The following is a 25304-nucleotide window of genomic DNA, read 5'->3' on the forward strand; positions in this document are numbered from 1 at the left end:
GCGAGCGAGTTGACCAAGCCTCCACACACATGCTGCGCCGGCGAGCAAGCGCCGGCACACCGATGCAGGAACAGCGACATGACGGGATCAGCCACTATAGATCTCAACCCCGAAATCCTCGCGGCGGCCGCCGAAAGCAAAGCCTGGCCGTTCGAGGAGGCGCGCAAGATCATCGCGCGCTATAAAGGTCGCGAGTTCCCCAAAACGGTGCTGTTCGAGACCGGCTACGGCCCGTCCGGCCTGCCGCATATCGGCACCTTCGGCGAGGTGGCGCGCACGACCATGGTGCGCCACGCTTTCCATGTGCTGACCGAGGGCAAGGTCGCCACCAAGCTGCTGTGCTTCTCCGACGACATGGACGGCATGCGCAAGATCCCCGACAGCGTGCCGGACCGGGCCGCGCTCGAGCCCTATCTGCACGTGCCGCTGTCGTCGGTGCCGAACCCGTTCGGCGGCGACTATGCGAGCTTCGCGGACCACAACAATGCAATGCTGTGCCGCTTCCTCGACACCTTCGGCTTCGACTACGAATTCGCCAGCGCGACGCAGTACTACAAGTCGGGCCGCTTCGACGACATGCTGCTGCGCGCGGCCGAACGCTATGACGAGATCATGGCGGTGATGCTGCCGACGCTGGGCGAGGAGCGCCAGGCGACCTACAGCCCCTTCCTGCCGATTTCGCCCAAGAGCGGCCGCGTGCTCTACGTGCCCATGAAGCATGTGGACGCCAAGGCCGGCACCATCACCTTCGAGGATGAGGACGGCACCGAAACCACGCTGTCGGTGAAGGGCGGCAATGTGAAGCTGCAGTGGAAGCCGGATTTCGGCATGCGCTGGGCAGCCCTCGGCGTCGATTTCGAGATGTTCGGCAAGGACCACCAGACCAATGCGGCGATCTACGACCGCATTTGCGAGATCCTGGGAGGGCGCGCGCCGGAGCACTTCGTCTACGAGCTGTTCCTGGATGAGAACGGCCAGAAGATCTCCAAGTCGAAGGGCAACGGCCTGACCATCGACGAGTGGCTGACCTATGCGACGACCGAAAGCTTGGGGCTCTACATGTTCCAGCGGCCGCGGCAGGCCAAGAAGCTCTATTTCGACGTCATCCCCAAGGCGGTTGACGAATATTACAGCTTCCTGTCGGCCTATCCGAAACAGGACTGGAAGAACCGGCTGGGCAACCCGGTCTGGCACATGCATGGCGGCAACCCGCCGGCCATCGACCTGCCGGTGCCGTTCTCGATGCTGCTCAACCTCGTCAGCGCCTCCAACGCGCAGAACAAGGACGTGCTGTGGGGCTTCATCTCGCGCCATGTGCCGGGCGTCACGCCGGCCACGCATCCCGAACTCGACAAGCTGGCGGACTATGCGGTCCGCTACTTCGACGACTTCGTGAAGCCGACGAAATCCCACCGCGCGCCCGACGAAGAGGAGCGCGAGGCGCTGGCGAAGCTTTCGCAAGCACTGGCCGCCCTGCCGGCCGACGCCGACGGCGAGGCGATTCAGAACGCCGCGCTCAACGTCGCCCGCAAGATCGAGCGCTACCAGGATCACACCAAGCAGAGCCCGGAAGGCGGCCCCGGCGTGTCCGTCGCCTTCTTCCAGATGATCTACCAGGTGCTGATCGGCCAGGAGCGCGGCCCGCGCTTCGGCTCGTTTGCCGCCCTCTACGGCATTCCGGAGACGCGCGAGCTGATTGCCAAGGCGCTGGAAGGCCGGTTGGCGGCATAGAGCAGGGAACCCTGCCGGACGGGCTGCGACCCGTCCGGTCCCAAGGCGTCTCGACTTTCAGTCCAATGCGGGCGGCGCGCCGTAAATGCCGAGCTTGTCGGTACGCGCCTTTTCGCCTGCCTTGACGTAGGGCCCGGTCGGAAGGGCGCGGGCCCAGCCATATTTCACCAGCCAGTCGCCGGCGTCCTGGTTGCCGATGCGGCACGACGTCAACACGGCGCGCGCCACCGGCGCAGGCGGCACCCTGCAAGTGAGGGCACGGTCGCGCATCCAGGCACGAAACTCGGTGCGGGCGCGCTGGCCGCAGGGCCAGGACTTGCCGTTGAATTCGCATTTTTCCTCGAGCCGAACGGCCTCGATGCCATCTATGACGATCAGGTAGCCCATGGCCTTGATGGTGCCGGCCCCGGTGGCCAGCGGGCCGTAGAGGACCTTGTCGGTGTCGCCGTCGCGCATGTACATGCTGCCTCCGGTGTCGTCTTCCGGCGCCTTGGCGACACCCCGGCCGGGCGACGTAGGCGATGCAGCCTGTGCATGCTCCCTGCCGGGCTCATCTGCGGCGATTTCAAACGCGCCGTCCAGCGCCTCGGGCTCATAGATGTCGTAGCCGGCGGCTTCCTCGCCGAAATCGGCTGCCACGGCATCTTCGGCGGAAGGGGCGAACGCCTCGCTCGAATTGAGCGCCTTACCGGCCGAAACTATAGCCAGGCAGAGAGCCCCCAACGCTGCGACAGAGGAAAGAAGGACAGCCGTACGCATGGCTTGCTCCTTTCAGTGCTGGCCCATACGTTCATTGGCTGGCCCAGACGATGCGCGCCAGCCACTCGACTTCCCCCAAGGCGAAATTGCGGTTCGGATGTTCCGGATTGATCGAATGCAGTTCGATCTCGCCCGACGTACGTCGCGCCAGCACCTTGGCCATGACCTCGCCCGAGCGTGTCTTGACCACGACGCGGTCGCCCTTGCGCACGTTTGCACCTGGCTCGACGATCAGCACGTCGCCATTGCGGTAGAGCGGCAGCATGGAATCTCCCTGTACCTGCAGGGCGAAGGAGTTCTCGGTGGTGCGGGTAGGCAGTTCGATCAGATCCCACCCCTGCCCGGCCGGGAAGCCGGCATCGTCGAAGAACCCGCCGGCGCCGGCCTGGGCAAACCCGATCAGCGGCACGGCGGATGTGTGCTCCGGCGCGGATCGACCTTTCTCCGCGCGCTGGCCTTCGACGAGGCCCAGAAATTCATCAAGCGTGGAATTGGTCGCCTCGATGATCTTGGCCAGGGACTCGGTGGATGGCCAGCGCGGCCGCCCATCGGCCGAGGCGCGCTTGGACTTGTTGAAGGCGGTGGAGTCGAGGCCCGCGCGCTTGGCCAGCCCGGAGGCCGACAGCGAATGTCGTGCGGCCAGCGCGTCGATAGCGGCCCAGACACGTTCATGCGAGAGCATCGTCGTGGCCCTGAAGCTTAAAACAGGAAAATATACCTTGTTCGTTTGATTTAGAGCGACGGCGGCCCTTTGTCCAGAAAGCTGCGTGATTTCTGGGGTCACCCGGAGAAAAATGTAGGGGTGTCTATGTCGCGCGCTGAATGAAGAATACGGGCGATCTGCAGCCTGTCCCCTTTCAGCCGATAAAAGATGATGTAAGGAGGCAATGACATTTTGCGCAATTCCGCATCACCCAGACCTGATGCCAGCGGCCCTATGTAAGGACGCTCCGCCAGGAGCAGAACGGTTTTTTCCATTCTCCGCGCCATTCTCTGTGCGACCGCTGCGTCATCGACGGCAATAAAGGATAGGAGGTCTTGAAGATCGCGCTGGGCTTGTCGCGCAAAGACGATCTCAAGCGCCATATCGCGACTTCAGGTCAGCGAAGACTGTTGCGCCATCGACCGTATCGCCCGAATTCAGCTGCTCAAGACCGATGGCCAGATCTTCGCGCAAGGCCAGGAGCTTGTGAATGCGGTGCAGGAGATCGTCGCCAAGCTGCTCGCGCACTTCAGCCGGGAGTTGTTGGGCTTCCTGAACGGCGCGTTCGAGCTTGGTCATCGCGTTCCCTTTCGCAGACAACATAGCGCCACCCCATCACTTGCGAAAGGGGCCCGCGTGCCGCGCTGCCGACGCAGCAGAGACCGAGACTTGCCAGCCGAGCGCCTCAAGCCCCCTGCATGATCGCCTCGAGGCCGGCCCGCATGTCGTCGGCGTTCATCACCGGGGTCATGTCGATGGTTGCACCGAAGCCCGAAAAGAACGGCTCGGCGATGCTCGGCATCATCGCCACATCCGTCATGTCGAAGACGATGAAGGCGGTGCGCTTGCCGTTGTCGAGCGTGAAGTAGGCGGCCTCCGGCTTCAGCTGGGCGAGCGCCTTTTCCATGATTTTGGGGAGAGTGCCATCCTTGATGGCCCCGGTGCCTTCGGTGACCGGGATGGAGACTTTCAGCATCATACGCATGGTCAATCCTTTCAGGCCTGACACACGTAAATGGATGATGCCGAGATCCTACCACCGCCATGCAGGCTGAGAAAGCAGGCTTTCGGGCATCTCGCGAGGGGTATTTCCGCTATCCGCCCTTCTTGGCCAGCGTGCGCAGGCCAGCGTGGGAGGCCATGAAGATGCGCTCGGCCTCGGTGGGCGGGCGTGCGGTGGCTTCGCGACCGAGAGCGGCGATGACCTCATCGAAGGGAAGGAAGCGGCGGCCGCGGCGGTCATAGATGCCCGCGGTGGTCAGCACCATTGCCGCGGTCTCGCCGCTGTCGAGCACGAATTCGTGCCGCCCGATGACCTGCGAGCCTTCCCAGGTTTCGACGGTGGAGACCACGTCGAACTTGCGCCACAGCCGGATTTCGCGGACGAAGACCGTCTGCAGGCCGCCAAGCATGGGCGCCCAGCCCCTTTCGCGCGCAAGCGCGATCAGGCCGGTGCGATAAAAGATGTCGATGCGGCCGACATCGGCCAGCATCAGGTAGCGGGCATTGTTGAGATGCAGGTTGGTGTCGATATCGGTCGGCAGGCAGCGGAAGCTCAGCCGGCTCTCGTCGCCCATGCGATAATCGCCACGGCCGCGCGCGGTAAGCGCCATCCTTGCCAGACGTGCCCAGACATACATTTCAATTCACCTGTTCGATTTGCCGGCAGGGTGAGGATGGTCTCGCGCACTGCAGGACAATCCCATAGGGCACGATCTACCCCCACTCCGGTTTGCTTCGCAAACCACCTCTCCCCCTCAAAAGGGGAGAGGAAGGGTGCCAGCCTTGCGGACGCATTTCCTCTCCTCCGCGTCGAGCGGGGTCCGAAGGACGGTCGAGACCCGTGGCTCGCCCAGGAACGGTGGTTTGCGAAACAAACCGGAGTGGGGGTCGAACTCTAGATGCGATCGGCCCCCCTCAAGCCGCCTTCCTGGCCTCTTCCTTAGGATAGGGGTTGAAGCGCTGGTAGAAGGTCTCGCCCTTCTCGGCCATGTCGGCGAGCAGCTTGGGCGCCTTGAACTCGGCGCCGTATTTCTTCTGCAGTGCCTTGGCGCGCTTGACGAATTTTTGCGCACCCATGCCGTCGATGTAGGACAGCGTGCCGCCCGTGTAGGGCGCAAAGCCGAAGGCCAGGATGGAGCCGACGTCGGCCTCGCGCGGATCGGTGACGATGCCCTCCTCCATCACGCGCGCAGCCTCGAGCGCGATCACGACGAGGAAGCGCTGCTTCAACTCCTCGAAGTCGATCTTGTCGGGGTTCTGCTGCTTGTAGAGGTCCTTGAGGCCAGGCCAGAGGTGCTTCTTGGCGGGCTTTTCCGGATAGTCGTAAAAACCCTTGCCATTCTTGCGGCCGAAGCGGCCATGCTTGTCGACCATCGTGTCGATGAGCTTCATCTGCTCTGGGTCAACCGCCTTCTCGCCGAGATCGCGGATGGTCTGCTTCATGATCTTCTGGGCGAGGTCGATGGCCGTTTCGTCGGTGAGCGCCAGCGGGCCGACCGGCATGCCGGCGGCGCGCGCGGCATTCTCGATCATCGGCGCCGGCACGCCCTCGATCAGCATCTTGAAGGCTTCCGACATGTAGCGCAGCACGCAACGATTGACGTAGAAGCCACGCGTGTCGTTGACCACGATCGGCGTCTTCTTGATGGCGCGGACATAGTCGATCGCCACGGCAAGCGCCTTGTCGCCGGTCTTCTTGCCGAGGATGATTTCCACCAGCATCATCTTGTCGACCGGCGAGAAGAAGTGGATGCCGACGAAATTCTTCGGCCGCGCAGAGTTCTTCGCCAGCGAGGTGATGGGGATGGTCGAGGTGTTGGAGGCGAAGACCGCAGAGGACTTCAGCGCGGCTTCCGCCTTCTCAGTGGCCGCCTTCTTGACCTCGGAATCCTCGAACACGGCCTCGATGACGAGATCGCAGCCTTCGAGCGCGGCGTAGTCGTCCGATGGCGTGATGAGGGAGAGCAGCTTTTCCTTGTCCTCCGGCTTGGCGCGGCCCTTCTTGACCTGCTCGGAGATGAGCGCATCGGAATGCGCCTTGCCCTTTTCGGCCGAGGGCATGTCGCGGTCGATGAGCACGACGGGGATGCCGGCCTTGGCGGTGACATAGGCAATGCCCGCGCCCATGAAGCCGGCGCCGATGACGCCGATCTTCTTGAACTTGGTCGGAGCAACGCCCTCGGGGCGGCGCGCGCCCTTGTTGAGTTCCTGCAGCGACACGAACAGCGAGCGGATCATCGCCGCTGCTTCCTTCGACTGCATGATCTGCGTGAAGTAGCGCTGCTCGATCTTCAACGCCGTGTCGAACGGCACCAGAAGGCCCTCATAGACGCATTTCAGGATCGCCGCGGCGGCGGGATAGTTGCCGTGGGTCTCGCGGCGCAGGATGGCGATTGCCGGCGGCCAGAGATTGGCGCCAGCAGCCGAGTAGACGGGGCCGCCGGGAAGCTTAAAACCCTTTTCGTCCCAGGGCTGCACCGGCTTGAGGCCGGCCGCGATCATCGCCTTTGCCGCCTCTACGAGCTTTGCGGGCTCGACCACGGCGTGGATGAGCCCCATGACCTTGGCGCGCTGCGGGGTCAGGTTCTGGCCCGAGGTGAGCATCTGCAGGGCGTCCTGCGGATTGGCGAGACGCGGCACGCGCTGGGTGCCGCCGGCACCCGGGAAGATGCCGACCTTCACTTCCGGCAGTGCCATCTTGACGCCATCGCCCTCAGCAGCGACGCGCCCGTGGCAGGCCAGCGACATTTCGAAGGCGCCGCCCATGCAGGTGCCGTTGATGGCCGACACCCAGGGCTTTCCGCTGGTCTCGAGCTTGCGGAAGAGCTGGCTCATGCGGCCGGCATTGTCGAACAGCAGCTTGATCGCCTTGTCGGGGTCCCTGGCCTTCTCCTTGTGGAACAGGCCGAGCATCTTCTGCAGCATGGTGAGGTCGGCGCCGCCCGAGAAAGAATCCTTGCCGGAGGTGATGACCGCGCCCTTGATTGCCGCGTCGCCGGCGACATGATCGATGATGGCGCCGAGCTCGTCCATCACCTCCTCGGTGAAGACGTTCATCGACCGGTCGGGCATGTCCCAGGTGACGAGAGCGATGCCGTCAGCGTCGGTTTCGACGGTAAAATTCCTGTAGGTCATCGAATCCTCCTTACGCCGCAATGTTTTCGGCGACAGCCGCCACGATGGCGTCGGTTGTTACGATCGAGGCGAACTCGCCGTTGAGATTGGTCAAGGTCATGTCGTGGATCGCTTCAGCGCTGCGCACCTTCCCGTCGAGGCCGACACGATCGAAGGTGTAGCAGGCGTCGGCAACGAGGCGCGCGTCGAACCCAAGGTTGCCAGCCATGCGCGTCGTCGTTTCAACGCAATGGTTCGTGGTGATGCCGGCAATCACCAGCGTGTGGTGGCCGCTTTCGCGCAGGTGCTTTTCAAGGTCGGTTCCTATGAAGGAGGAATTGACGTTCTTGACGAGGACGGCCTCGCCGTCGCGCTCGCGCGCCTGCTCGATCGGCTGATAGCCGCTTCGTTCCGGTCGAAGCGCTGAATCCGGCTCGGTCGAGGCATGCCGGATATGGATCACCGTCATGCCGTTATCTCTGAACGCGCCCAGCAGGCGGGCAATGTTGTCCACCGCCTGCGGATTGTTGCGCCTGAGGCCCGCGCGCTCCCATTCGACGAACGCCATCTGCACGTCGATGAGGATGAGGGCCGTGTCTTTCGGCAAGCTCGTCATGCACTACACCCGCTCGATGATGGTGGCGGTACCCATGCCCGCGCCGATGCAGAGCGTGACCAGCGCGGTGTTGAGGTTGCGCCGCTCCAGTTCGTCCAACACGGTGCCGAAGATCATCGCGCCGGTGGCGCCGAGCGGATGACCCATGGCGATGGCGCCGCCATTGACGTTGATCCTGTCGTGCGGAATGTCGAAGGCTTGGCAGTAGCGCAGCACGACCGAGGCGAAGGCCTCGTTGAGCTCGAACAGGTCGATGTCCGACAGCTTCATCTTCGCGCGCTTGAGCAGCTTTTCGGTGACGTCGACCGGACCGGTGAGCATCAGCACCGGCTCGGAACCGATATTGGCGAAGGCGCGGATGCGGGCGCGGGGTTTTAGCCCCATGGCCTTGCCGGCCTTCTTGGAACCGAGCAGCACGGCGGCCGCGCCATCGACGATGCCCGACGAATTGCCGGCGTGGTGGACATGGTTGACCGCCTCGATCTCGGGATGCTTCTGCACGGCGACGGCGTCGAAGCCGCCCATCTCGCCCGGCATGACGAAGGACGGGTTGAGCGACGCCAGCGCCTGCATGTCGGTGGTAGGGCGCATGTGCTCGTCATGGTCGAGGATGGTGATGCCGTTCTGGTCCTTCACCGGGATGACGGAGTTCTTGAAGTAGCCCTTCTCCCAGGAATGGGCGGCACGCTTCTGGCTCTCAACGGCATAGGCGTCGACGTCGTCGCGCGAAAAGCCGTATTTGGTGGCAATGAGGTCGGCCGAGATGCCCTGCGGCACGAACCAGCCCGGCAGGCCGACTGACGGGTCCATGAACCAGGCGCCGCCGGACATGCCCATGCCGACACGCGACATGGATTCCACGCCGCCGGCGATCACGATCTCATCGGCGCCCTGGGCGATCTTGGCCGCGCCGAGATTGATGGAGTCCAGCCCCGAGGCGCAGAAGCGCGAGATCTGCATGCCCGGCGCCTTGGTGTCGTAGCCGGCTTCGAAGGCGGCTGCGCGCGGAATGACCGAGCCCGCCTCGCCGACCGGATCGACGCAGCCGAAGATGATGTCGTCGACCGCCGAGGTGTCGAGCCCGTTGCGGTCGCGGATGGCCTCCAGCGTGCGCGCCGCCAGCCGCACTGCCGGAACCTCATGCAGCGAGCCGTCCTTCTTGCCGCGCCCGCGCGGGGTGCGCACGGCATCATAGACAAAAGCGTCAGCCATATTTTTTCTCCTCGTTCCGGGCGGCGCTCGGGCAGCCATCAAAGGTTTCATTCAATTCAGAGGCTCCGCGCGATCAGGAGCTTCATGATCTCGTTGGTGCCGCCATAGATGCGCTGCACGCGGGCATCGCGATACATGCGCGCGATTGGGTATTCGTTCATGTAGCCATAGCCGCCGTGCAATTGCAGGCATTCGTCGACGACCTTGCCCTGCAGCTCGCTCAGCCAGTACTTGGCCATGGACGCCGTGACGGGATCGAGCCCGCCATTGACGTGGCGCTGGACGCAGTCGTTGTAGAAGACGCGGCCGATTGTTGCCTCGGTCTTCAGTTCGGCCAGCTTGAACTGGGTGTTCTGGAATTCGAGGATCGGCTTGCCGAAGGCCTGACGCTCCTTGACGTAGTCGATGGTCACGGCAAGCGCGCGCTCGGCCATGGCGATGGCAGTCGCGCCGATCTGCAGGCGCTCCTGCGGCAGCTGCTGCATCAGCTGGACAAAACCCTGCCCTTCCTCGGCCCCGAGCAGATTGGCCGTCGGCACGCGCACATCGTTGAAGAAGAGCTCGGACGTATCGTTGGACTTCAGCCCGATCTTGTCGAGGTTGCGGCCGCGCTCGAAACCCTCGACCTCGTCGGTCTCGACCACGATCAGCGAGGTGCCCTTGGCGCCCTTGGACGGATCGGTCTTGGTGACGAGCACGATGAGATTGGCGAGCTGGCCGTTGGTGATGAAGGTCTTGGAGCCGTTGATGCGGTACTGGTTGCCGTCCCTGACGGCGGAGGTCTTCACGCCCTGCAGGTCGGAGCCGGCGCCTGGCTCGGTCATGGCGATGGCGCCGATCAGCTCGCCGCTCGCCATTTTCGGCAGCCACTTCTTCTTCTGCTCCTCCGAACCATAGTGGAGGATGTAGGGAGCGACGATGGAATTGTGCAGCGCGATGCCGAAGCCGTCGACGCCGACATGGCTGACGGCTTCCATGATGGCGCTTTCATGTGCGAAGGTGCCGCCCGAACCGCCATATTCCTCCGGCATGGAGGCGCAGAGCAGGCCAGCCTCGCCGGCCTTCCGCCAGCTTTCGCGGTCGAAGATCTCGGCCTTCTCGAATTCCTCGTAGCGCGGCGCGATCTCGGTTTCGAGGAATTTTGTCGCCATGTCGTAGAGCATGGCGACGTCTTCGGTGACCCAGGCGGGTTTTGGCAGGGAAAGGACTTCGGCGGGATTGGTCGTCATGCGTTTGCTCCCTCGATAGCGCCCGCGCTCGTCACCCTAGAACGCCTCGGCCGGCAGCGCCATCATGGTGTCGGCACCGGTGGAGAGGCGGGCAAGATGCGCCGCCGTCTCCGGCATTGCGCGTTCCATGAAGTAGCGGCCGGTGACCAGCTTGTGCTCGTAGAAGGCCGCGTTGTCGCCAGCGCCGTTGGCGAGCTTGCCGTGGGCGGCCTTGGCCATACGGCCCCACATGTAGCCGAGCGCGACGAGGCCGAAGAGATGCAGGTAGTCGGTGGAGGCCGCGCCGGCATTGTCGGGCTTTGCCATGCCGTTCTGCATCAGCCACATCGTGGCGGCCTGGAGGTCGTTCAGGCCCTTCTTCAGCGCCTTGGTGTAGGGCGCCATCTTCTCGTCGGCGCGGTTTTCCTCGCAGAAGTCGCCGACTTCCTTGAAGAAGGCCTGCAGCGCGCGGCCGCCATTCTGCGCCAGCTTGCGGCCGACGAGATCGAGCGCCTGGATGCCGTTGGCGCCCTCGTAGATCATGGGGATGCGGGCATCGCGCACGAACTGGCTCATGCCGTGCTCTTCGATATAGCCGTGGCCGCCGAACACCTGTTGCGCCATCACCGCATGTTCAAAGCCCTTGTCGGTGAGCACGCCCTTCACCACCGGCGTCATCAGGCCCATGTGGTCGTCGGCAGCCTGGCGCTCGGCCTCGTCTTCGCCGCGTCGGGCAATGTCGGCGTTGAGCGCAGTCCACAACGCCAACGCGCGGCCGGCCTCGTTGAAGGCCTTCATGGTCATCAGGTTGCGGCGGATGTCAGGGTGGACGATGATCGGATCGGCCTTTTTGTCCGGCGCCTTGGGGCCGGACAGCGAGCGGCCCTGAAGGCGCTCTTTGGCGTATTCCACTGCGCCCTGATAGGCGGCTTCCGACACGGCCAGCCCCTGCAGGCCGACACCGAGGCGCGCCTCGTTCATCATGGTGAACATGGCCTTCAACCCCCCATTCTCGGCCCCGAGCAGATAGCCGGTGGCCTCGTCATAGTTCATGACGCAGGTGGCGTTGCCGTGGATGCCCATCTTCTCCTCGATGGACCCGCAGGAGACGGCATTACGCTCGCCCGGTTCGCCATCGCCGTCGAGCAGGAATTTCGGCACGATGAAGAGCGAGATGCCCTTCACGCCTTCCGGCGCGCCCTCGATGCGGGCCAGCACCAGATGGACGATGTTGTCGGCCATGTCGTGCTCGCCGGCGGAGATGAAGATCTTCTGGCCGGAAATCTTGTAGCTGCCGTCGCCGTTGGGCACGGCGCGGGTTCGCAGCAGGCCGAGATCGGTGCCGCAATGCGGCTCGGTGAGGTTCATGGTGCCGGTCCAACTGCCCTCGACCATCTTCGGCAGCCAGGTGTTCTTCTGCTCGTCGGTGCCATGGGTAAGCAGCGCGGCGATGGCGCCCTGGGTCAGACCCGGATACATCATCAGCGCCATATTGGCCGAGACCATGTATTCCGCGACCGCTGAATGGACTGTGTAAGGCAGCCCCTGCCCGCCATACTCGACCGGAGCCGCCAGCCCCAGCCAGCCGCCCTCGCGATACTGGTCGAAGGCTTCCCTGAACCCCTTGGGCGTGGTGACGGAGCCATCGGCGTGGCGCACACAGCCTTCCATGTCGCCGACGCGGTTGGTGGGCTGGAGCACGTTTTCGGCGAGCTTGGCGCCTTCGGCGAGGATCGCCTCCAGCACATCGGGCGTGGCATCGGAAAATCCGGGAAGATTGCTGTAGCGCTCGTAGCCGAGCACCTCGTTCAGCACGAAAAGCGTATCCGCGACCGGCGCCCTGTATGACGGCATGGTTCGTCCTCCATCACAAACATGCGGCCTCGGCGCCCGCCTGTGAAGCCCCGCAGCCGCTTTCCCAGAATGCCATAGCAATAATTGACGTTTGCGTAAACGTCAATTTTCCGCTGTGATTTTTGAGACGCGGCGGCGACCGTGCTTGCCCGCGCGCGAAAACAATACGCAGATAAACAAAAAAAGGCCACGCGGCGCCTCTTTCAGGCATCGCGCGGCCTTTGCCTGGCCCGTCCTCGGGAGAGAGATCAGCCGTTGGCTGCGATGGGCATCGGGCGCTGTTCGGCCAGCTTGCCGCGCACGACCTCCATCGTGTCGGTGAGTTCGCGGATGGCGTCGTCGATGGCCTGGCGCTGCTTGTTGAGGCGGGCAAGCTGCTTTTCCGACTTGTCGAGCGTCAGCCGCAGCTGCTTCACGTTCGAGCCGGCCGGCTCATAGAGGTCCAGCATCTGCTTGACGTCGCGCAGCGAGAAGCCGACCTTGCGGCCGAGCAGGATGAGCTTGAGGCGCGCTTCCTCGCGGTGGGTGTAGAGGCGCGTGCTGCCCTCGCGCTTGGGCGCCAGCAGGCCCTTGTCTTCATAAAAGCGCAGCGTGCGCAGCGTAACGCCGTATTTCTTGGCGATTTCGCCGATGCGGGCCATCTCGTCGTCGTGCCCGCTCATGTCATCATTGGCCGCGCTTTCGTCGGCTTTAAGAAGTTTCATCGTCATTTGCATTCCCGTTGAGGTGCCTGGCGAGACCGGCACCGGCTTGGAAGCGATGGGGGGCGACCCCGGCCCTGCCAGGGGCCCGAGACCGGCTTCCAGTCATGGTTTCCACAAAACACGTAGCAAGCGGTGCGCGCGGCGCACTGCTTACGTTTACGTAAATGCTATACTCACACGTTCTTCACGTTGCAAGCGCGGGCGACGTGAAACAGTTTTACGGCTTTTTAAAGTAATCCTCGTCCATCGCACGCAATTAACGGCTTGTTTACCACGTTGGGCGAAACGTTGGCGTGTCGGTCTGCCGTGAATGTTCCGTACCGATTTGTTCACGGCCCAGGAGAGCGGAGAGGCAAAGACGGAATTCCAACTGCCGACCTCGCATCCGCCCGACACGGACTTTCACTCTGGCCAGACCAGCAACCGGCGAACGGACGTTTCGATGAACAGCAAGCGGTCCTATCTTGAGTCACTCAACGCCGGCAGGCCGCGCAGGCCTTACGCCACCCTGGAAGACCTGAACCGCTCGCTGGACAATCTGCAGCAGCGGTTGAGCCGACACGCGGAACCCGCCAGCGAATTTGGCAACGAACGCCAGCCCCGGCCTTTCGAGGCGCCGCAAGGCGCATTGCATCGCGACGAAGCGCCCGCCGCGCCGCGCAGGCCGGAGCCCCTTGCGAACGCCTATGAGCGCCAGCCCTACCAGGCCATAGCGCGCGACCTGGACCACATCCGCGCGCAGGAAGACGGCATGGCCGCCTTCGGCAAGATTGCTTCCGAGCTGAATGCGCTGCGCGAAGACCTGCGCCAGCAGGTTTCTTCAGGGATGCGCCGCGAGTTCGAAACGATGCGCCGCGACATGGAACGCATCGGCCAACCGGCCGCCAGCCGCGATGAACAGGAGCTTGCGCTTGAGTTCGAGCGGCTTTCGGGCGCGATACAGGCGCTGTCGGAACGCAGCGACGACAAGAGCCTGAACCTGCTGCGGCTGGAACTGGAGCAGGTGAAGGGCGCGCTGGACGCGCTTGCCCGCGAGGAGACCGTGCGCTCCATCGACCGGCGCTGGGACGAATTCGACCGCCGTTGGACCGACTTCGAGCACCGCGTATCGGCCGCCCCAGGCGAGAACCCGGCGATTGCCGCGCTTGCCGCAAGGCTGGAGCAGATCAGCAACGCTGTCGACAATCTGCCGGAATCGCTGTCGCTGCGCTCGCTGGAGGAAAAGGTGCGCATGCTGGCTTCGGCGGTCGACCATTTCGTGCGTCAGCACGAGCCGCAGGGGAGCGAAACCTTCGCCCAGATCGAGGAACGCCTGGACGAGATCTCGCGCGCGATCGTTGCCTCTGCCGCGGCGGCGAGGATGCCCAATTTCGACCCCGAGCCCTTTGAGCGCATCGAGGCGCGTATTTCGGCGCTGGCGCGACAGATCGAGGAAGTGGCCGAGGACAGACCAGGGCGCGAGGTGATCGAGCGGCTGAACCTGCTGTCGCAGCGCGTGGACGAGATTACCGAGCAGGTGCACCTGCCGCAGGCCGCGGTGGAGCGGCTGGGCCACCAGATCGCCATGATCGCCGAGAAGATGGAACACGCGCCCGCGCCTGACGCCGACCATATCTTCCAGGGTATCGAGCAGCGCTTCGACCTTTTGTCCAGCATGATCGAGCGCCGCCAAGGCGACGTGCTGGAACAGGGCAACCTGCTGTTTCGCGACCTTGAACGGCGGCTCGACGAAGTGGCCGAGCGGCTAGACCAGCGCGTGCATGAACCGGCCTTCGACAGCGCCGGCATCATGGAAGCCATCGACGCGCGATTTGCCTCGCTTGCCGAACGCATCGAAGCAGAAGGTTTCGGCGCTGACGACCACACCATCCGCAGCCTGGAAGCACGGCTGGATGACATTTCGAGCCGGCTGGACACCTCGTCCCGCCAATTCACCGGCATTGACCCCGACCTGATCCGCAACCTGGAGGCGCAGGTGGCCGGGCTTTCCGAACACCTGGCGCGCCCCACCGGTCCGCTGCCGGAATTCGAGGACATCGCGCCGCGCCTCGACGACATCGAACGCTCGATCGCCAGCAGCCACGAGAACCTGATGGAAGCCGCGCGCCAGGCGGCGGAAAGCGCGGTGCGGTCCATGGCGGGCAGCGTCAGCCAGGGCGAGGCCGTGGCCGGCCTGGCCGACGACCTGCGCACGCTGGAAGCGCTGACGCGCCGCTCCGACGAGCGCAACACCAAGACCTTCGAGGCGATCCACGACACGCTTCTGAAGATCGTCGACCGGCTGGGCTCGCTGGAAGGCGGCCACGCCGCCATGCCCGCGGCGGAGCCGGCGGGCGCGCCGAAGATGACGGTGGAGGATGCGCCCTCGCTCGACCTGGACACGCCGCTGCCGCTGATGGAGGCGCTGGAGGCACCGGCGCCGCTCACCCTGGCAGAGCGCGGCGCGCGCAGCCCGGCCCAGGCCGCGGCCGACGCCGCAGTTGCGGCGCTGGGCTCGGACGCGGCCGTCGACGGACAAGCCAGCGAACCGCGCTTGAGGTTCGGCGGGCTTGGCCGCATGTTCGCGGGCAAGAAGCACGCCAGGGCCGAGCAGCCGGTCGAAGCTGCACCGGCTATCGCCGACAGTGCGCCGGCAGTGGACCTCGACGAGCCGCTTGACCCGAAATTCGCCAACCGGCCGCTGGAGCCGGGCTCCGGCGCGCCCGACCTGAACGCGATCATGCGCCGTGTGCGGGACGAGCGCGGCCAGGGCATGAAGCCCGCTGAGGCCGATGCCGCCAAGGCCGACTTCATCGCCGCCGCCCGCCGCGCCGCGCAGGCTGCCGCCGCCGAGGCGGAGGCGCTCAAGCGCGGCTCGGAAGACAAGAGCCCGGTGCGGGCCGGCCGGATCGCGGACCTCTTGAAGGCGCGTCGCAAGCCGATCCTGATGGCCGCGGTGGCGATCATGATGGCGCTGGCAGGCCTGCAGCTCGGCAAGGCGCTGACCGCCGACGACACCCGCCTGGCGGACAGCGCGGCTGTCCCTGCCGCCGAGCAGGCGACGGAAACCGCCGCTGCCGACGAAGCGCGGCCGGCGGAAGAGACGGTCGAGGCCGCTTCGGAGGTGCCGGCCGCCCGCAATGTAGACGCGGCAAGGTCCACCACGCCCGTGGACGAAGCGGAGATCGACGCCGCGGAAGCCTCCGAAACTGCGGGCGCTTCCTCGATGGAAACCTCGCTTGTGCAGGAGGTGGAGACCGCAGCCGAGATCGTGGTGCCGGTGGAAGCCGGCCCGGTGGCGCTGCGCGAAGCTGCCGCTTCCGGCGACGCCATGGCGCTGTTCGAAATCGGCTCGCGCTATGCGGAAGGCCGCGGCGTTGCCGTCGACATGGCCGCGGCAGCAAAGTGGTATGAGGAATCCGCGAAGCTGGGCTTCGCCCCGGCGCAGTACCGCATCGGCAATTTCTACGAGAAGGGCCTTGCCGGAGAGCCCGACGTGGCCAAGGCGAGGAACTGGTACGAGCTCTCGGCCGCCCAGGGCAATGCCAGCGCCATGCACAACTTGGCGGTTCTGTTCGCCATGGGCGCCGACGGGGCGCCGGACAATGAGACGGCGGTGCGCTGGTTCACGCAGGCCGCAGAACTGGGCGTGAAGGACAGCCAGTTCAATCTCGGCATTCTCGCCGCCAAGGGCGTGGGCATGCCGCAGAGCCTGGAGGAATCCTACAGGTGGTTCGCGCTTGTGGCCAAGACCGGCGACAAGGACGCCGCCGCCAAGCGCGACGAGATTGCCAAGGCGTTGCGCCCCGAACAGCTGGAGCGCGCCCGCGCGGCCACCGAACTGTGGAAAGCCAGGCCGCTCGACGCCGCCGCGAACTCGGTGGATGTTCCCGAAGCCTGGCAGGAAAGCCCGGCCCAGACCGCAAGCGTGGACGTGAAGAAGGCGATCAGCAACATCCAGACCATCCTGGCCAGGAACGGCTACGACGCCGGCGGCACGGACGGAGTGATGGGCGAGAAGACCAAGTCCGCCCTTGCCGCCTTCCAGAAGGACAACGGGATGACGCCGACCGGCGAGGTGGACGAAAAGGTGGTTCGCGCGCTTCTGGCGTTGAAATAAGACACCCACGCATCGGAAGTCAGAAGGGTCCCGGGCCGGAAGGCTGGGGCCCTTTCTGGTTTATCGGTGGAAATGACAGCCGCGCGATGCGAGAATGCCATTGGCCAAAGCACGACCGGGCAAGCGCACGATGCAGGGTGGGTTCAAGGTGTTTCGCTGTCACAGCGCCGGTGTGCAGGCGGTGGCTGCATCCTCTCGGCATGTCTTTCCTCGCCATTGGCACGAGCAGTTCGGCGTCGGCGTCATCCGACAGGGCGCGCAAAAGTCGCTCAGCGGGCGCGGCATAGTGGAGGCCGCCGCAGGCGACATCATCACGGTCAATCCAGGCGAGGTGCATGACGGCGCGCCGATCGGCGATGCCGGCCGCTCGTGGCACATGCTCTATTTCGATCCTTCGATGATCCTGGCAGTCGCTGCGGACATGGACCTGCCGACCGAGCCGGAGTTCCAGCGGCCGGCCCTGACGGACCCGGTTGCCGCCCGCCTGTTCGACCGGCTCTATCTGGCCATGACCTCCGCGCGGCGTTGCGAAATGGAGCGGGAGGAAACGCTGCTGGGTCTGATGGCGCGCATCGTGGGCAAGGGCACCGGTCCAGCAAGCGTTCCCGCCGCCATCCGCGGCGCACGGGAACTGATCGACGATGCACCAGCGTCGGCACGGACCCTTGCCGATCTCGCCGAAGCCAGCGGGCTCGGGCGCTTCCAGCTTCTGCGCGGCTTCGCGAAGGCCACGGGCTTCACGCCGCACGCCTATATGGTGCAGCGCCGCATCGACCTTGCGCGCCGGCTGATCGCCTGCGGCGCAAGCCTGGCCGATGCAGCCATGGAAAGCGGCTTTGCCGATCAGGCCCACATGACCCGAACCTTCACCCGCAGATACGGCCTCTCCCCCGGCGCCTATGCGGCCGCAATGGCCTGATCGCGCCCGCTGCAATCTCGTTCAAGACATGCCCATGCTGCCCGGCCTTAATGCCGGACCGACAGCTGCATCCCGAAGGAGAGTTCCATGGGCATCGAATTCCTCATCACTTCGCTCATCATCGTCGCGTCGCCCGGCACCGGCGTGCTCTACACACTTGCAACCGGTCTCTCGCGCGGAGCGCGCGCAAGCGTGGCGGCGGCGTTCGGCTGCACTGTCGGCATCGTGCCGCACATGGCAGCCGCCATCTTCGGATTGGCGGCCATCCTGCACACGAGCGCGCTCGCCTTCGAAATCTTCAAATATGCCGGCGTGGCCTATCTGCTTTACATGGCCTGGAACGCGCTCCGCGAAAAAGGGGCGCTGCACGTCGAGGACGTGCAACCCGGCTCTGCGTTGCGGGTGTCGGTCACCGCCGTGCTCATCAACATCCTTAACCCGAAACTGTCGATATTCTTCCTGGCCTTCCTGCCGCAGTTCATCAGCCTGGACGATCCGCATCCCGTCCGGCGAATGCTCATGCTCAGCACCGTCTTCATGGCCATGACCTTCGTCGTGTTCGTCGGCTATGGGCTGTTTGCCGCATCCATTCGAGACAGGATCGTTTCGCGCCCGCAGGTGATGAACTGGATGCGCCGCAGCTTCGCCGGCGCCTTCGTGCTGCTGGGCGTGCGGCTTGCGCTGGCAGACCGCTGAGCGCGCATTAGCGATGAATGCCCTGAAAGCGACCCTTCACGGCGGGCATTGTTAACCTGTTGACATGCTTTTCGTTTTAGACTGCCACGAAGTTTGACTTCGCCGCAATGTCGGCGCAAGAGCATGCAATCAGCGAAGATGAAAACGGTCTTCGCCGGCCGGGCACGTAGTGTAGAGTTGACGGGTGGGAATTTATCTCCCGATCGCGGAATTATCAGCCAACATCCTGGTGCTGCTCGCCATGGGCGCCGCGGTGGGGTTCCTGTCGGGCATGTTCGGCGTTGGCGGTGGCTTCCTCATCACCCCGCTGCTGATTTTCTATAACATTCCGCCCGCGATAGCGGTTGCCACCGGCGCCAACCAGGTCATCGCCGCTTCGTTCTCCGGCGCGCTGGCCCACTTCAAGCGCGGCACGCTGGACTTCAAGCTCGGAACCATGCTGCTGGTGGGCGGCGTGGTCGGCTCCACCGGCGGCATCTATGTGTTCTCGCTGCTGCGCGCCATCGGCCAGCTCGACCTGTTCATTTCGCTGCTCTACGTGGTGCTGCTGGGCTCGGTAGGCGGGATGATGCTGGTGGAAAGCGTGAATTCGCTGCGCCAGGCAAAGGTCGGCGCGGCGCCGACGCTGAAGAAATCCGGCCAGCACAACTGGATCCACCGCCTGCCGCTGAAGATGCGCTTCCGCGCCTCGAAACTGTTCGTCAGCATCATTCCGGTGCTGGGGCTGGGCGCCGGCATCGGCTTCCTCTCGTCCATCATGGGCGTGGGCGGCGGTTTCATCATGGTGCCGGCGCTGATCTACCTGCTCAAGGTGCCGACCAACGTGGTTATCGGCACCTCGCTGTTCCAGATCATCTTCGTTTCCGCCTACACCACCATTGTGCACGCCACCACCAACCAGACGGTCGATATCGTGCTGGCCTTCGTGCTGATGCTGGGCGGCGTGGCCGGCGCACAATACGGCGCCAAGGCCGGGCAGAAGCTGCGCGGCGAGCAGCTGCGCGCGCTTCTGGCGCTCCTGGTGCTGGCGGTGGCGCTGAGGCTGGCGTTCGACCTCTTCGTGCGGCCGGCCAACATCTATTCGCTGTCGGGCCTGGGCGGAGGCCACCTATGAGGCTGGCGGCGGCACTGGCCGCCCTCGCCTTTGCATGGCTGCAAATGACCCCGGCGCAGGCCCAGGAACAGCCGCAGGAAACGATCCAGATCGGCCTTTCGACCGACCGTATCGCCATCACCTCGGATTTCGCCGGCGCGGACCTGACCATCTTCGGCGCGATCGAGAATTCCGACCCGCTGCTGGCCCGCCAGGGGCGCTACGACATCATCGTGGTGCTGGAAGGCCCCGCACGCCCGGTGGTGGTGCGCCGCAAAGACCGCGTGCTGGGCATGTGGATCAACGTGCAGTCCGAAGCCTTCCAGAACGTGCCGGCCTCCTATTCGGTGGCCACTACGCGGCCGTGGCAGGATATCGCCGACCCGGCCAAGTACCGGCAGCTTTCGCTGGGCGCGAACAACCTGCACATGGCGCCGCTGGACGGCACCGACAACCCGGCGACGCTGGAACAGTTCACCGCAGCCCTGCGCGAGCTGAAAACGAAGACCGGGCTTTACAGCGAACGCATCGGCGGCGTGCAATTCCTGTCCTCCAACCTGTTTCGCGCCCGGCTTTCGCTGGCCCCCAACGTGCCGGTGGGCACGCACCGGGCGCGTGCCTTCCTGTTCCGCAACGGCGTGTTCATCAAGGAAACCTCGGCGCAGCTTGCGATCTACAAGTCCGGCTTCGAGCAGACTGTCTACCGCTTCGCCAACAACCACAGCCTGTGGTTCGGCATCTTCGCGGTGCTGCTGGCCATGCTGACCGGATGGCTGGGCCGGATCATCTTCAGGAAGGACTGAGGGGCGCGAATTCAGCCCGGATGCAGCATCGCGCCAGCAATGGTGAAGATGCGCTGGGAGCCGAGCATGTAGGCCCGGAATCTCTCCCAATCGAACAGCCCCTGATAGGCGCGGTCGAGTACGTTGAGCGAGCCTGTGTAGGCCCCGAAGGCCGGCATGACGATGCGGCTGCCGTCGCTGGCGAAGCAGCGCCGCCGCACCGAGCGGCCGCGCTGGACGATGCGCGCGCAAGGGTGCAGGTGGCCGGCGATCTCGCCCTCCACAGGCGTGGCAGAAGGCTCGTGCCGGAAGCTCAGCCCCCCGATATGGATTTCGCCCACGGTGTCGCCCGGCAGGCCGGCCGGCGCCTGCGGATCATGGTTGCCGGCGACCCAGAACCAGTCGCGGCCCGCCATCAGCGCCTCAAGCGCCTGACGGAAGATTTCGGGCAGGCGGGCGGCACCCTCGCCGTCGTGAAAACTGTCGCCCAGGCTGATCACGCGCCGTGGCTGGTAATGGTGGATGACGGCGGCGAGGTGCTGAAGTGTTGTCGCGGTGTCGTAGGGCGGCAGCAGCGCGCCGCGCCGGGCATAGGACGAACCCTTTTCCAGATGCAGGTCCGACACGACAAGAAGGTCGAGCTCGGGCGCGAACAGCACGCCGCGGCGGTCGCAGACCACGCGTTCGCCGGCGATCAGAATCGCCTCGTCGCGCGGCTGCCGGGCCCTGTGCGCCAGACTGCTCATTGCGGCCCCATGGCCTCCTCGATGATGCCCTCGGCTTCCAGGAGAAGCGTGTCGTCGGCGTCGCCGCGCACCGATTCCTGGCCCACTTCCAGCATGATGGGAACCGCCAGCGGCGAGATGTGCTCGAGAGATTTATGCACGATTCGTCCGCGAATGCGCGAGAGCATCTCGGCGAGCCTCCTGACATCGAGCAAGCCCATTGCGGCGTCCGCGCGTGTAGCCTGCAGGAGAATGTGGTCGGGCTCATGGCTGCGAAGCACGTCATAAATGAGGTCGGCCGAGACATTCACCTGCCGGCCGCTCTTTTCCTGGCCAGGATGGCGCTTTTCGATCAGCCCCGAAATCAGCGCGCAATTGCGGAAGGTGCGCTTCAGCATCCAGCTGTCGGCCAGCCAGGCATCGAGATCGTCGCCCAGCATGTCCTCGTCGAAGAGCTGCCCGAGCGACCACCCGCCACCGCGGCTGAACATCTGCCCCATGTCGCCGAGCGACCAGATCGCCAGCGCGTAATCGGTGGCGACGAAGCCGAGCGGCCGCGCGCCCGCGCGCTCCAGCCGGCGGGTGAGCAGCATGCCGAGCGTCTGGTGCGCGGGGCGCCCCTCGAACGGGTAGGCCACCATGTAGTGGCGCCCGCCGCGCGGAAAGGTTTCGATCAGCAGGTCCGTGCGCTTGGGCAGGATGGATTTTTCCGATTGCAGCCGCAGCCAGTCGGCGACCTGGTCGGGCAGTTGCTTCCAGCGATCGGGGTCGGCCAGCATGCCGCGCACCACCTCGGCCAGATAAGTGGAAAGCGGGAACTTGCCGCCGCCGTAATAGGGCACCTTGGCATCCTTGCCCGGCGCGTTGGAGACGAAGCATTCGTTTTCGCGGATGCCTTCGAAGCGCAGCACCTTGCCGGAAAACAGGAAGGTATCGCCCGGGACCAGCGTTTCCAGAAACGCCTCCTCGATCTTGCCGAGCGCCGGCCCGCCGCGCGCGACGAGCCCCCTGCCCTCACGCACATAGCGCACGGTGAGCGCCGGCACCTCGATGATGGTGCCGACATTGAGCCTGTATTGCTGGGCGACGCGCGGATGGCTGATGCGCCAGGTGCCGTCCTTGGTGAGCTTGATGCGGGCATAGCGCTCATAGCTTTTCAGCGCATAGCCGCCGGTGGCGACGAAATCGACCACGCGGTCGAAGCTGTGGCGGTCGAGCGTGGCATAGGGTGCGGCAGTCCGCACTTCCTCGAAGAGATCATCGGCGCGGAAGGGCGCGCCGCAGGCAACGCCCAGCACATGCTGGCACAGCACGTCGAGCGCGCCTTCGACCAGCGGCGGCGTATCCTGCGCGCCGAGATAATTCGCCTCGAGTGCGGCCCGGCATTCCAGCACCTCGAAGCGGTTGGCGGGAATGAGGATCGCCTGGCTGGGCTCGTCCATGCGGTGGTTGGAGCGGCCGATACGCTGGGCAAGCCGGCTGGCACCCTTGGGCGCGCCGACATGGACGACGAGATCGACATCACCCCAGTCGATGCCGAGGTCGAGCGTGGAGGTGGCGACGATGGCGCGCAGGCTGTTCGTTTCCATCGCCTTTTCCACGCGCCGCCGCTGGCTGACGTCGAGTGAGCCGTGATGCAGCGCGATCGGCAGTGTGTCCTCGTTGGCGCGCCACAGCTCCTGAAACAGGAATTCGGCCTGGCTGCGCGTGTTGACGAACAGCAGCGTGGTCTTGTGGCGCCGGATGGCGTCGTAGATTTCGGGAATGGCATAGCGCGCCGAATGACCGGCCCAGGGCACATGCTCTTCGGAGTCCAGGATGCTGATTTCCGGCTTGGCACCGCCGGCGACCTCGATCAGGTCGGCCATGGGAAGCTCACCGTCGTGAGGAGGGTCGCCTCGACCCCCACTCCGTCGCGCTTCGCGCGCCACCTCTCCCCCGCTCGACGGGGGAGAGGAAACGCCGTCCGCCAGCTTGGCGCCCTTCCTCTCCCCTTTTGAGGGGGAGAAGTGCTGAGCGAAGCGAGGCGGAGTGGGGGTAAGCCGCGCCGTGTTGGATTGCTCCTCACGTAAGGGGGAGGGTGCACCCTGGCTCACCAGCCAGCGGCGCAACTCGTCGGGATCGGAGACGGTGGCCGAAAGGCCGATTGCCTGTAGGTGGGGCACGATGGCGCGTAGCCGCGCCAGGCCGAGCGACAGCAGATGCCCGCGCTTGGAGGTGACCAGCGAATGCAACTCGTCGAGCACGATGTAGCGAAGGTCCTCGAAGAAGCGCGGCGCATCCGGCGACGCGATCAGCAGGGCGAGCTGCTCGGGCGTCGTCATCAAGATGTCCGGCGGCACCAGCTTCTGGCGCTGGCGCTTATGGGCCGGGGTGTCGCCGGTGCGAGTCTCGAGCGTGATCGGCAGGCCGATCTCGGCCACCGGCATGGCGAGGTTGCGCTGGATGTCCACGGCGAGCGCCTTGAGCGGCGAGATGTAGAGCGTGTGGACGCCGCGCCGCGCCTGGCCCGGCCTGCGCTTCTGCCTATTTGCCAGATCGACCAGTGTGGGCAGGAAGCCGGCGAGCGTCTTGCCCGCGCCGGTCGGCGCAATCAGCAGCACAGACTTGCCGGCCTGCGCACGGGCGAGCAGATCGAGCTGGTGCGCGCGCGGCGACCAGCCGCGGCCGGCGAACCATTTCAGGAACGGTTCGGGCAGGATGGCGGAAGGTTCGCTCGGCTCTGGTCGGCTCTGGTCGTTCACGCGCCAGAAGTACCGCGACGCGGACCGGCAGCCAAGCGATTTTGCGAACAAAACGGGATCGCTTATCGCGGCGGACTGACATGCGCCGCCGGATCGATTATTTCCGTCTTCGACAAAGCAGCGAGGCCGCGATTTTGAAAACCACCGACGAGACTTCCGAACAAGGCCGGATTGCCGCGCTGGAAGCGCGCGTCGCCACGCTGGAGAAGCTGGCTGCCAAGCTTCAGGAAACGATTTCGCAATTGCAGGCCGGCACGGCGGCAAAGCCGGCAGAGAAGCAGTTGCGCTCGCGCGGGATGATGGACCGTCCGCGAACGAGCCGGTAGCAGATAGAAAAATCAATCAGCGCGCCGAAGGGTCGTTGCGCGCGACGACCAGCAGGCCATCGATGGGCTGGCCGCGGTCCTGCCTGATGATGTGGGGTTCGAGAGATAGAAGGGTGAGGGCATTCTTGGTCAGGACGCTACGCACATGGGTTTCCGAATGTGCGTAGCGCCGCGAGGGCTGGAGGATGAGATCCCCCTGCCCCCGCCAATGTTCCACCGAGAAGGCGAGCACCCCTCCTTCCCGCAGCATCGAGACCGCTGTGGCCATGACCCTTTCGAGCGCGCCGACATAGATGAACACATCCGCTGCCGTGACCAGATCGACCGGCTCGCCCTCGCGCACAAGCGTCTGCAGGTCGGCCTTGACCAGCCGGTCGTACACGGCCTTTTCGCGCGCGATGCGCAGCATGCCGGCGGAGATGTCATAGCCTTCGAGATGGTCGCAGATGGGCCGCAGCCTCTCGCCCATCAGGCCGGTGCCGCAGCCGAGGTCGACGGCGCTTGCGAAACGCCCGGGGTGCGCGGCGCGGATCGCCGCGTCGAGCGCGGCCGGCACGCTATAGCCCAACCGCCTGACGAGCGAGTCGTCGAATTTCGGCGCATACTGGTCGAACAGCGCCTCGACGAAGGCGCTGGGCGGCGCTCCGCCCGACCCCGCCTCCCCGATGAGCTCCAGCTTCAGCCCGGCGCCGAACGGGTCCACCGGTTCAAGCTCAAGCACGCGGCGCCAGGCCCTTGCGGCGGCGGCCATGTCGCCGGCCGCCTCGTGCATCTCGCCAAGCCGGAACCAGCCCAGCGCCCAGTGTGGCGCAAGCTCCAGCGCACCGAGCATCAGCTCGGCGGCGGCAGCGGGATCGCCCGAACCGGACAGCATTTCTGCGTAGTCGGCGCGGCGGTCCGCCAGAAGGTCACCTGACGAGGTTTGCAGCGGCTTCAAGCAGCGTGGGACCTATGACGATGGGAGCCCGGGCGGGTGCCCGAAGCGGCGCGATTTTTATCAGGCTTTTCCAAGCCGCA

At 65.1% G+C, this 25304-nt stretch carries 22 protein-coding genes; 7 read left to right on the forward strand and 15 right to left on the reverse strand.

Annotation, left to right across the window (positions count from 1 at the left end; translation table 11 throughout):
- The first annotated feature begins 78 nt into the window (after window positions 1-78).
- Entirely contained in the window at window positions 79-1731 is a 1653-nt protein-coding gene (locus AC3A4H_RS03810; protein ID WP_487765486.1) for a lysine--tRNA ligase, read from the forward strand.
- A 57-nt stretch (window positions 1732-1788) separates the two neighbouring features.
- Here the strand turns inward: AC3A4H_RS03810 and AC3A4H_RS03815 are convergent, their stop codons facing one another.
- From AC3A4H_RS03815 to AC3A4H_RS03870, 12 genes are all read right to left on the reverse strand, one after another.
- Window positions 1789-2490 carry a thermonuclease family protein gene (locus AC3A4H_RS03815; RefSeq protein WP_487765487.1) on the reverse strand — a complete coding sequence of 234 codons (702 nt, stop codon included), beginning with the start codon at window positions 2488-2490 and terminating at the stop codon, window positions 1789-1791.
- A 31-nt stretch (window positions 2491-2521) separates the two neighbouring features.
- A complete protein-coding gene (locus tag AC3A4H_RS03820; RefSeq protein WP_487765488.1) occupies window positions 2522-3172 on the reverse strand; it encodes a S24 family peptidase in 651 nt (216 codons plus the stop codon).
- Window positions 3173-3270: 98 nt separating this feature from the next.
- Window positions 3271-3576, reverse strand: a complete 306-nt coding sequence (locus AC3A4H_RS03825; RefSeq protein WP_487765489.1) for a type II toxin-antitoxin system RelE/ParE family toxin — start codon at window positions 3574-3576, stop codon at window positions 3271-3273.
- The gene (locus AC3A4H_RS03830) at window positions 3566-3772 is read right to left on the reverse strand and encodes a hypothetical protein (protein WP_487765490.1); all 207 of its coding nucleotides are present in this window, start codon (window positions 3770-3772) and stop codon (window positions 3566-3568) included. Before AC3A4H_RS03830 ends, AC3A4H_RS03825 begins: the two co-directional genes overlap by 11 nt.
- Before the next feature lie 106 nt (window positions 3773-3878).
- Entirely contained in the window at window positions 3879-4178 is a 300-nt protein-coding gene (locus tag AC3A4H_RS03835) for a DUF3303 family protein (RefSeq protein WP_348777931.1), read from the reverse strand.
- Window positions 4179-4287: 109 nt separating this feature from the next.
- Window positions 4288-4833, reverse strand: coding sequence for a thioesterase family protein (locus AC3A4H_RS03840; protein ID WP_487765491.1), 546 nt, complete (start codon window positions 4831-4833; stop codon window positions 4288-4290).
- Window positions 4834-5110: 277 nt separating this feature from the next.
- Entirely contained in the window at window positions 5111-7330 is a 2220-nt protein-coding gene (locus tag AC3A4H_RS03845; RefSeq protein ID WP_487765492.1) for a 3-hydroxyacyl-CoA dehydrogenase NAD-binding domain-containing protein, read from the reverse strand.
- 10 nt (window positions 7331-7340) lie between these two features.
- Window positions 7341-7925: a cysteine hydrolase family protein gene (locus AC3A4H_RS03850; RefSeq protein ID WP_487765493.1), complete on the reverse strand. Its 585-nt coding sequence runs from the start codon at window positions 7923-7925 to the stop codon at window positions 7341-7343.
- A 3-nt stretch (window positions 7926-7928) separates the two neighbouring features.
- Window positions 7929-9137 (reverse strand): acetyl-CoA C-acetyltransferase, encoded by a 1209-nt coding sequence (locus tag AC3A4H_RS03855; RefSeq protein ID WP_487765494.1) that lies wholly within the window; start codon window positions 9135-9137, stop codon window positions 7929-7931.
- A 56-nt stretch (window positions 9138-9193) separates the two neighbouring features.
- Window positions 9194-10366 carry an acyl-CoA dehydrogenase family protein gene (locus tag AC3A4H_RS03860; protein ID WP_487765495.1) on the reverse strand — a complete coding sequence of 391 codons (1173 nt, stop codon included), beginning with the start codon at window positions 10364-10366 and terminating at the stop codon, window positions 9194-9196.
- Between the two features lie 36 nt (window positions 10367-10402).
- Window positions 10403-12199 carry an acyl-CoA dehydrogenase gene (locus AC3A4H_RS03865; RefSeq protein WP_487765496.1) on the reverse strand — a complete coding sequence of 599 codons (1797 nt, stop codon included), beginning with the start codon at window positions 12197-12199 and terminating at the stop codon, window positions 10403-10405.
- Between the two features lie 248 nt (window positions 12200-12447).
- On the reverse strand, window positions 12448-12909 hold the full coding sequence (locus AC3A4H_RS03870; protein ID WP_487765497.1) for a MerR family transcriptional regulator: 462 nt from the start codon (window positions 12907-12909) through the stop codon (window positions 12448-12450).
- A 436-nt stretch (window positions 12910-13345) separates the two neighbouring features.
- Here AC3A4H_RS03870 and AC3A4H_RS03875 point away from each other — a divergent pair, with 436 nt between their 5' ends.
- The 5 genes from AC3A4H_RS03875 to AC3A4H_RS03895 all read left to right on the forward strand — a co-directional run bounded on the left by AC3A4H_RS03875 (window position 13346) and on the right by AC3A4H_RS03895 (window position 20513).
- Window positions 13346-17002 carry a peptidoglycan-binding protein gene (locus tag AC3A4H_RS03875; RefSeq protein WP_487765498.1) on the forward strand — a complete coding sequence of 1219 codons (3657 nt, stop codon included), beginning with the start codon at window positions 13346-13348 and terminating at the stop codon, window positions 17000-17002.
- A gap of 130 nt (window positions 17003-17132) precedes the next feature.
- Window positions 17133-17921, forward strand: coding sequence for an AraC family transcriptional regulator (locus AC3A4H_RS03880; protein WP_487765890.1), 789 nt, complete (start codon window positions 17133-17135; stop codon window positions 17919-17921).
- An 87-nt stretch (window positions 17922-18008) separates the two neighbouring features.
- Complete coding sequence (locus AC3A4H_RS03885) at window positions 18009-18617, forward strand: LysE family translocator (protein WP_487765499.1); 609 nt, start codon at window positions 18009-18011, stop codon at window positions 18615-18617.
- Window positions 18618-18801: 184 nt separating this feature from the next.
- Entirely contained in the window at window positions 18802-19731 is a 930-nt protein-coding gene (locus tag AC3A4H_RS03890) for a sulfite exporter TauE/SafE family protein (protein ID WP_348777920.1), read from the forward strand.
- Complete coding sequence (locus AC3A4H_RS03895) at window positions 19728-20513, forward strand: TIGR02186 family protein (protein WP_487765500.1); 786 nt, start codon at window positions 19728-19730, stop codon at window positions 20511-20513. Before AC3A4H_RS03890 ends, AC3A4H_RS03895 begins: the two co-directional genes overlap by 4 nt.
- 11 nt (window positions 20514-20524) lie before the next feature.
- Here AC3A4H_RS03895 and pdeM read toward each other — a convergent pair whose 3' ends face one another.
- Together pdeM and AC3A4H_RS03905 are read right to left on the reverse strand one after the other, a co-directional pair.
- On the reverse strand, window positions 20525-21238 hold the full coding sequence (gene pdeM / locus AC3A4H_RS03900) for a ligase-associated DNA damage response endonuclease PdeM (RefSeq protein ID WP_487765501.1): 714 nt from the start codon (window positions 21236-21238) through the stop codon (window positions 20525-20527).
- Window positions 21235-23961 (reverse strand): ligase-associated DNA damage response DEXH box helicase, encoded by a 2727-nt coding sequence (locus tag AC3A4H_RS03905; protein ID WP_487765502.1) that lies wholly within the window; start codon window positions 23959-23961, stop codon window positions 21235-21237. The genes pdeM and AC3A4H_RS03905 overlap by 4 nt, the downstream gene beginning before the upstream one ends.
- Window positions 23962-24041: 80 nt before the next feature.
- Between AC3A4H_RS03905 and AC3A4H_RS03910 the strand changes: the two genes are divergently transcribed.
- Window positions 24042-24287: a hypothetical protein gene (locus AC3A4H_RS03910; RefSeq protein ID WP_487765503.1), complete on the forward strand. Its 246-nt coding sequence runs from the start codon at window positions 24042-24044 to the stop codon at window positions 24285-24287.
- A 16-nt stretch (window positions 24288-24303) separates the two neighbouring features.
- Here the strand turns inward: AC3A4H_RS03910 and AC3A4H_RS03915 are convergent, their stop codons facing one another.
- Window positions 24304-25224 (reverse strand): class I SAM-dependent DNA methyltransferase, encoded by a 921-nt coding sequence (locus tag AC3A4H_RS03915; protein WP_487765504.1) that lies wholly within the window; start codon window positions 25222-25224, stop codon window positions 24304-24306.
- Window positions 25225-25304: the final 80 nt, after the last annotated feature.

It is taken from the genome of Pseudaminobacter sp. Soil_N_29 (genome assembly GCF_057656055.1).

Bases quoted from the DNA above. Each gene is read 5' to 3' on its own strand.
- AC3A4H_RS03830 (WP_487765490.1), bottom strand. From the start codon at position 3,772: ATGACCAAGCTCGAACGCGCCGTTCAGGAAGCCCAACAACTCCCGGCT.
- AC3A4H_RS03910 (WP_487765503.1), top strand. From the start codon at position 24,042: ATGCGCCGCCGGATCGATTATTTCCGTCTTCGACAAAGCAGCGAGGCC.
- AC3A4H_RS03815 (WP_487765487.1), bottom strand. From the start codon at position 2,490: ATGCGTACGGCTGTCCTTCTTTCCTCTGTCGCAGCGTTGGGGGCTCTC.
- AC3A4H_RS03885 (WP_487765499.1), top strand. From the start codon at position 18,009: ATGGGCATCGAATTCCTCATCACTTCGCTCATCATCGTCGCGTCGCCC.
- AC3A4H_RS03820 (WP_487765488.1), bottom strand. From the start codon at position 3,172: ATGCTCTCGCATGAACGTGTCTGGGCCGCTATCGACGCGCTGGCCGCA.
- AC3A4H_RS03865 (WP_487765496.1), bottom strand. From the start codon at position 12,199: ATGCCGTCATACAGGGCGCCGGTCGCGGATACGCTTTTCGTGCTGAAC.
- AC3A4H_RS03855 (WP_487765494.1), bottom strand. From the start codon at position 9,137: ATGGCTGACGCTTTTGTCTATGATGCCGTGCGCACCCCGCGCGGGCGC.
- AC3A4H_RS03875 (WP_487765498.1), top strand. From the start codon at position 13,346: ATGAACAGCAAGCGGTCCTATCTTGAGTCACTCAACGCCGGCAGGCCG.
- AC3A4H_RS03860 (WP_487765495.1), bottom strand. From the start codon at position 10,366: ATGACGACCAATCCCGCCGAAGTCCTTTCCCTGCCAAAACCCGCCTGG.
- AC3A4H_RS03840 (WP_487765491.1), bottom strand. From the start codon at position 4,833: ATGTATGTCTGGGCACGTCTGGCAAGGATGGCGCTTACCGCGCGCGGC.
- AC3A4H_RS03845 (WP_487765492.1), bottom strand. From the start codon at position 7,330: ATGACCTACAGGAATTTTACCGTCGAAACCGACGCTGACGGCATCGCT.
- AC3A4H_RS03825 (WP_487765489.1), bottom strand. From the start codon at position 3,576: ATGGCGCTTGAGATCGTCTTTGCGCGACAAGCCCAGCGCGATCTTCAA.
- AC3A4H_RS03895 (WP_487765500.1), top strand. From the start codon at position 19,728: ATGAGGCTGGCGGCGGCACTGGCCGCCCTCGCCTTTGCATGGCTGCAA.
- pdeM (WP_487765501.1), bottom strand. From the start codon at position 21,238: ATGAGCAGTCTGGCGCACAGGGCCCGGCAGCCGCGCGACGAGGCGATT.
- AC3A4H_RS03850 (WP_487765493.1), bottom strand. From the start codon at position 7,925: ATGACGAGCTTGCCGAAAGACACGGCCCTCATCCTCATCGACGTGCAG.
- AC3A4H_RS03870 (WP_487765497.1), bottom strand. From the start codon at position 12,909: ATGACGATGAAACTTCTTAAAGCCGACGAAAGCGCGGCCAATGATGAC.
- AC3A4H_RS03835 (WP_348777931.1), bottom strand. From the start codon at position 4,178: ATGCGTATGATGCTGAAAGTCTCCATCCCGGTCACCGAAGGCACCGGG.
- AC3A4H_RS03810 (WP_487765486.1), top strand. From the start codon at position 79: ATGACGGGATCAGCCACTATAGATCTCAACCCCGAAATCCTCGCGGCG.
- AC3A4H_RS03880 (WP_487765890.1), top strand. From the start codon at position 17,133: ATGCAGGGTGGGTTCAAGGTGTTTCGCTGTCACAGCGCCGGTGTGCAG.